Origin of the sequence: uncultured Limnohabitans sp. (assembly GCF_937889215.1) — a bacterium.
Classification (GTDB): Bacteria; Pseudomonadota; Gammaproteobacteria; order Burkholderiales; family Burkholderiaceae_C; genus Limnohabitans_A.
This window is the reverse complement of sequence record NZ_CALBEX010000210.1, coordinates 1-5,899: the sequence shown is the minus strand read 5'-3', so window position 1 is coordinate 5,899 and position 5,899 is coordinate 1. Positions and strand designations below refer to the sequence as shown.

The following is a 5,899-nucleotide window of genomic DNA, read 5'->3' as shown; positions in this document are numbered from 1 at the left end:
AAATCGTCACCCTCTGCCCGCCCTCACCCACCCACACAAGACCATGGGCTGCGCTGCCAGCACCAGCAAGGCTTGCCTCCATGGACAGTCAGGTCAGCTGTTGCAGCCAACAAGGGCAGCGGTTGTTGCCGGGAATGACAAGGCTCATCAACAGAGTTGGTGTTCACGGCCAGCAAGACTGACGATCACCACCAGCGTTTGGAAGGGGGCGGCGGTGGGCGACGATTTCTGTGTACCCGCAGCATGAGGAGCCCGCCGCCGCCCCCTTCCAAACGCGCACCCCAAACGCGCACCTTTCTTGACACGCTCTAACTCTGATAGCTAATGACCCATGCACAGCGTTACCATCCCAACCCATGCACACCTCTGCCCTTGTCCTGTTTTCCGGTGGCCAGGACTCCACCACCTGCCTGGCCCATGCGTTGAGCCGTTATGAACGCGTTGAAACCCTGGCGTTTGACTACGGTCAGCGCCACAAGGTCGAGCTGGACGCCCGGCTGAACGTGTTGGCCGCCGTCAAAGCGCGGTTTCCCCAATGGGCCACCAAAATGGGCGAAGACCATTTGCTGGACGCCAGCATCTTGGGCCAGATCAGCGACACGTCCTTGACCCGCGATACCGCCATCGCCATGGAAAGCTCGGGTCTGCCCAACACCTTCGTGCCCGGCCGCAACCTGCTCTTCCTCACGCTTGCGGCGGCGCTGGCTTACCGCCGGGGTTTGCAGGTCATCGTGACCGGCGTGTGTGAGACCGATTTTTCGGGCTACCCCGACTGCCGCGACGACACCATGAAGGCGATGCAGGTGGCCTTGTCGCTGGGCATGGACCGCAAGCTGCTGATCGACACCCCGCTCATGTGGATCGACAAGGCCCAAACTTGGCAATTGGCGCATGACCTGGGCCAAAAGGCCGACCCGGCGCAAGGCGGGCAAGCGCTGGTGGATGTGGTGCTGGAGCACAGCCACACCTGCTACATGGGCGAGCGCAGCCAACGCCACGCTTGGGGCTATGGCTGCGGCAGCTGCCCGGCTTGCGAACTGCGTGCCGCAGGCTTTGCGCGCTGGCAAGCCCAAGGCCCGCGCTGAGCTGGCCAGCCTCAGTGCGCTGGGGCGCGAGGCAGGCCGCGCGCGCTGTCCAGAAAATCTTGTGACCAAGATTTCACGTCGTAGCCCAACACCCGTTCTTGAAGTTGGCGCATCTTGTAATGCGCTTCCTCCGGGCTGAGTGACAAGGCCGCTTCGAGTGCTTGCACCAAGTTGTTTTCGTCATGGGGGTTGGTCAAGATTGCGCCCTTGAGCTCAACGGCCGCGCCCGCAAATTCGGACAACACCAACACGCCAGGTGTTTGCCCCACGGCTTTGACCGACACGTACTCTTTGCACACCAGGTTCAAGCCGTCACGCAAAGGCGTGATCCAAGCGACATCGGAGGCCAGATAAAAAGCCATCAGGTCTTCAAAGGGCAGGCCCCGGTAAAAGTAGCGCACCGGCGTCCAGTTCATGCTGGCAAAGCGGCCGTTGATGCGGCCAATGATCCGGTCGAGTTGTTCGCGGGTGTGCTCGTAAATCACCATGCCGCTGGCCGCTGGTGTGACGATGTTGAGCATGATGACTTTCTCGTGCCACTCCGGGTGGCGCTCTAGAAAACGCTCGAAGGCTTGCATTTTTTCGATCGGGCCTTTGACGTAATCGAGTCGTTCGACGGACAGTACAATTTTGCGCCCGCGTGCTTCGGCCAACAGGTCGCGTGCGCCGTTTTGGGTGCGCTCGGTCTTGACCAGTTGGGCGATGCGTCCGTTGTCGATGCCCACCGGGTGTGCGCCCACGCCGACCAGGCCATACGGTGTTTGGAGCTGCAGGCTCATCTCTTCCACGCCCAAGGCGCAGCCATAGGTGAGCCACTCGGGTGCACAAGAGGTCTTGCTGAGCACGCTGCAGCTCACGTTGGAGCGAACGACGTCAACAAAATTTTCGACATACCGGGGGATGTGAAAGCCGACGTAATCGCACTTGAGCAAGCTGGCAACGATTTGCCCTTTCCAGGGAAGCATGTTGAAAATGTCTGCCCCCGGAAAAGCGGTGTGGTGGAAAAAACAGATGTGCAAATCGGGCCGCAAGGCGCGCAAGAACGAGGGCACCATCCAGAGGTTGTAGTCGTGGATCCAGACCGTTGCGCCTTCTTGGGTGGCGGCGGCGGTGCGCTCTGCAAACAAGCGGTTGATCTCGCAGTAGTGCTGCCAGTGGGCGTCGTTGAAGGTGACGCGTTCCGGAAAAGAAAACAGCACGGGCCACAGCGCTTCTTTGGAGAACTGTTTGTAGAAGATGTCCACATCGTCGGCCGTCAAGGCGACGCGTGTGGCCATCAAGTTCGGGTACAGGTCGCGGTCCACCCAGACATCTTGTTCAAACACGTCGGGCTCGGGGGTACGGCTGTCTTGCAAGGACCATGCGACCCATGCGCCTTCTCGGCCGTTGGCAAATCAGCCGAGCAGCGTGGGCAAGATGCCATTGGGGCTTTTGGGCAAACTGCGCTGCACGCCGGTGTCGGTGGTGACCTCGTCGAAGGGCTGGCGGTGGTAGACCATCACCAATTCGGCGTCGCCTTGCAGCGGGCTGGTTTCGGCGGGTGTGAGGCCCAGCATGCGGTGAAACGCATGGTGGCGTATGGCCTCCAAAATGCCCAGTGGGCCTGCGGCACGCGCCAGATAAACGGGCGGTGCTTTGCCGTTTTGGCGGTCTGCCAGCACGGCCTCTTTCAGGCCTTTTTCGGCATTGCCCACCACCACACCGCGCAGGCCGGTGCGCATGAGCGAGAGGTCATTGAGGGTGTCGCCAGCGGTGAGGACTTTTTCCGTCGGCAAGCCTTCGATGGCCAGCAGCTGCATCAAGCTGTTGCCTTTGGAGACCCCTCGCGGTAGAAAGTCAAAGTAACGGCCTGCGGAGACCAAGTGGTCGAGCCCCAAGGATTGCGCCAGAGCCTGCGCATGCTGCTTGGCTGTGTCGTGCTCGTAGACAAATGAACACCGGTTCTCTTGTGGCACTTCCTGGAAATGCAAGCCGTCGATTTGGCGGGCCTCGGTCAGAATTTGCTCTCGGCCTGGCCAGCCTGCTGCGATGGCATCTTGCAGCGGCAAGATGGGTGCAAAACCATCGCCTTGTCTGCGCAGCACAGTGGCCCCCACATCGGCAATGATGTAGTCGGGTACCGGTATGGCCGGGTCGTCGAGCAGCGTCAAGATGCTTTCGTAGCCACGGCCTGTGACAAAGATCAACGCGATGTGTTCGCGGTGCTCGTGAACCATGCGGTACAGCGGCGAGCCTTCGTGCGGCTTGTCGGGGTGCAGGAAGGTGCCGTCCAGATCTGTCGCCAGGATGAGTTCAAGTCCAATGTTCATGCCGATGGGGGCCTCCGATCAAGTGGTGTGGACGTGCAACGTCCGGGTGGGGAATGCGAAGTCAATGCCTTCGTGTTCGAAACTGCGCACCAGCAACAAATTGATGGCTTGTTGCACATCCATGTACAGGTCGTAATCGGGGCTTTGCACAAAATAAATCACCTCGAAATCCAGTGACGATTCGCCAAAGGATTTGAAGTGCGCCCGCCCGAATTGGACTTGGGGTTGGCTTTTGATGATGGCTTCGACCGTGGTGGGAATGTGCGCCAGTTGGTCGGCGGTGGTCGAGTAAGTCACGCCAAAGGTGAAGGCACAACGCCGCTGGCTCATGCGTTTGTAGTTGCGCACACGGCTTTGCAGCAGGTCGTTGTTGGCAAACACAATTTGCTCGCCGTCGAGGCTGCGCAGCCGCGTGGTTTTGAGCCCGACATGCTCCACGGTGCCCATCAGGTTGTCGACCATCACGAAGTCGCCAATGACAAACGGCTTGTCGATAGCGATGGACAAAGAGGCAAACAAATCGCCCAAGATGTTTTGCACCGCCAAGGCCACGGCCACGCCGCCAATGCCCAGACTGGCCACCAGGGCCGTGATGTTGAGGCCCAAATTGTCCAAGGCCAAAAGCACCACCACGACCCACAGCAGCAATTTGCCCAAGAAGGACAGCAGGCCCAGCGTCATGATGCTGCCGCCCTGCTCAGCGACGTTGGTGATCGCAAAGCGCCATTGCAACCAAACATCTACCGCCTTGTGGCCCCACAGCCCGGCTTGCAAGATCAGGATCACCACCATCAAATTTTCGGTGTAGCTTTGCACGCGTGGGGACAGGTGCAAAAACTGCAGGGCTGCAAAGATGCCCAAGCCCATGAACAGCAGCTTGGTGTTGGCCTGGAGCACTTCGACCAGGAAGTCGTCGCCTCGCCAACTGGTGGCGCGGGAGATTTTGGTCAGGTGCTTCAAGCCAAAGCTGAACAGCAGTTTGCCGATGACCAAAACCCCCAAGAACAAGCCCAGCGCGCTCAGCCAAGCCGTGATCGGGTTACCAAGAATGATTTGATTCCACATGTAAGAGAGGGCGTTCCTAAAGCTGAAAAGGTGCGGTCAGTGCGCTGTGCTGCGTGTCGGCAAGAAGCGTCGGGCAGGGCTGATTTTGTGTGGATTCATCTTAAAGCATTTGTGCAAATGTATTTGTAGCCGTGAGCCAATGGCTTGCCAAAAACGGGGCTATGCATGCGCAGCGGCTGATGTGTGTTGGCGGATGCCACAGTCATGAGGCCATGCCGATAAGCGGATGAGAGGGCTGTGCAAACAGCAGGCACAGAGCCGACCGTTAGCCATGGCTTATCGCGAAGATAGTGCCAATCAACTGGTCAACGTGCGTGATCTTTTTTAAACTGAAGCTCGCTTTATGAAAGGAGCCCGACATGAACCATGATGAAGACCACAGCTTGATGTCCATGTGGCTGGAAGTGCTGAGCGCATTGGCCGAGGCGCATTGAGCGAACTATTTATTTTTAACAACAGGAGTACATCATGACTGCACCAACTTCGGGCCAATGTCCATTCCACGCAGGCGGTGGCGCACGCGCCAAGCACGGCACCCGTTCCAACGCGGATTGGTGGCCTAACCAGCTGAACCTGGCCATCTTGCACCAGCATCAGCCCGTCTCTAACCCCATGGGCGCTGATTTTGATTACAAAAAAGCGTTCAAGAAAATCGACTTCGTCGCGCTCAAGAAAGACTTGGCCGATCTGATGACCCAAAACCAGGAATGGTGGCCTGCCGATTACGGGCATTACGGCGGTTTATTCATTCGCTTGGCTTGGCACGCTGCAGGCACCTACCGTACGGCAGACGGCCGTGGCGGTGCGGGCACGGGCAATCAACGCTTTGCACCGATCAACAGCTGGCCCGACAACGGCAACTTGGACAAAGGCCGTCGCTTGCTGTGGCCCATCAAGAAAAAATACGGCAACAAAATTTCATGGGCCGATTTGTTTGTGCTGTGCGGCAACGTGGCCATGGAGACCATGGGCTTCAAGACCTTTGGGTTTGGTGGTGGCCGCACCGACATCTGGGCCCCGGAAGAAGACATTTACTGGGGGTCTGAAAAAGAATGGCTCGCCACCAGCGACCAAGCCAACAGCCGCTACAGCGGCGAACGCGAACTGGAAAACCCACTGGCCGCAGTGCAGATGGGTCTGATCTATGTGAACCCACAAGGCCCGGACGGCAACCCCGACCCGGTGCTCTCGGGCAAGGATGTGCGCGAAACTTTCGCCCGCATGGCGATGAACGACTACGAAACCGTGGCTTTGGTGGCTGGTGGACACACGTTCGGCAAGATGCACGGTGCGGGTGATGCGGCCAAAGTCGGCCCCGAACCGGAAGCTGCGCCTATCCATGAAATGGGGTTTGGCTGGATCAACAGCCACGGCACAGGCAAAGGCGGTGACACCACCACCAGCGGCTTCGAAGGCGCCTGGAAACCCAACCCCACCCAG

Annotated in this window: 4 protein-coding genes and 1 pseudogene; 2 read left to right on the top strand and 3 right to left on the bottom strand. The window is 58.9% G+C overall.

The features are described from left to right. Positions 1–356: 356 nt before the first annotated feature. Complete coding sequence (gene queC / locus Q0341_RS05470; protein WP_299511075.1) at positions 357–1,085, top strand: 7-cyano-7-deazaguanine synthase QueC; 729 nt, start codon at positions 357–359, stop codon at positions 1,083–1,085. An 11-nt stretch (positions 1,086–1,096) separates the two neighbouring features. Here queC and ggpS read toward each other — a convergent pair. The 3 genes and pseudogenes from ggpS to Q0341_RS05455 all read right to left on the bottom strand — a co-directional run. Then, positions 1,097–2,467, bottom strand: a pseudogene (gene ggpS, locus Q0341_RS05465) (glucosylglycerol-phosphate synthase); the annotation flags it as partial. Between the two features lie 12 nt (positions 2,468–2,479). Then, positions 2,480–3,394: an HAD-IIB family hydrolase gene (locus Q0341_RS05460; protein ID WP_299511073.1), complete on the bottom strand. Its 915-nt coding sequence runs from the start codon at positions 3,392–3,394 to the stop codon at positions 2,480–2,482. A gap of 18 nt (positions 3,395–3,412) precedes the next feature. Continuing rightward, a complete protein-coding gene (locus Q0341_RS05455; RefSeq protein WP_299511071.1) occupies positions 3,413–4,459 on the bottom strand; it encodes a mechanosensitive ion channel family protein in 1,047 nt (348 codons plus the stop codon). 468 nt (positions 4,460–4,927) lie between these two features. Here Q0341_RS05455 and Q0341_RS05450 point away from each other — a divergent pair. Further along, the coding region (locus tag Q0341_RS05450) for a peroxidase family protein (RefSeq protein ID WP_366522672.1) at positions 4,928–5,899 on the top strand (972 nt) is incomplete at its 3' end.

Excerpts from the sequence above, each read along its gene's own strand:
- queC (WP_299511075.1), top strand. The coding sequence starts at position 357 with ATGCACACCTCTGCCCTTGTCCTGTTTTCCGGTGGCCAGGACTCCACC.
- Q0341_RS05460 (WP_299511073.1), bottom strand. The coding sequence starts at position 3,394 with ATGAACATTGGACTTGAACTCATCCTGGCGACAGATCTGGACGGCACC.
- Q0341_RS05455 (WP_299511071.1), bottom strand. The coding sequence starts at position 4,459 with ATGTGGAATCAAATCATTCTTGGTAACCCGATCACGGCTTGGCTGAGC.